Origin of the sequence: Vallitalea longa, assembly GCF_027923465.1 — a bacterium.
Taxonomy (GTDB): Bacteria; Bacillota; Clostridia; order Lachnospirales; family Vallitaleaceae; genus Vallitalea; species Vallitalea longa.
This window is the reverse complement of the sequence record NZ_BRLB01000093.1, coordinates 1-255: the sequence shown is the minus strand read 5'-3', so window position 1 is coordinate 255 and position 255 is coordinate 1. Positions and strand designations below refer to the sequence as shown.

Annotated in this window: 1 protein-coding gene; it reads left to right on the top strand. The window is 27.1% G+C overall.

Annotation, left to right across the window (positions count from 1 at the left end):
• Positions 1-255 (top strand): AMP-binding protein (locus tag QMG30_RS24960; RefSeq protein ID WP_281819948.1); only part of this gene is annotated, 255 nt, incomplete at both ends.

Genomic DNA, 255 nt, shown 5'->3' with positions numbered 1-255 from the left:
ATCTATGACAATAAAATAAATATAATGTGGTTGACAGTATCCCTATTCAATAAAATCATATCTGAGAATGAAAATGTTTTTAATTCTTTAGATACGATATTGGTTGGTGGTGATAAACTAACACCAAATTATATTAACAAATTAAGAAGTGTGAATAAGAACATTACTATTATAAATGGGTATGGTCCAACTGAAAACACTACATTTTCCACTTGTTTTACGATACAGAAGGAATATAAGCACAATATACCTATA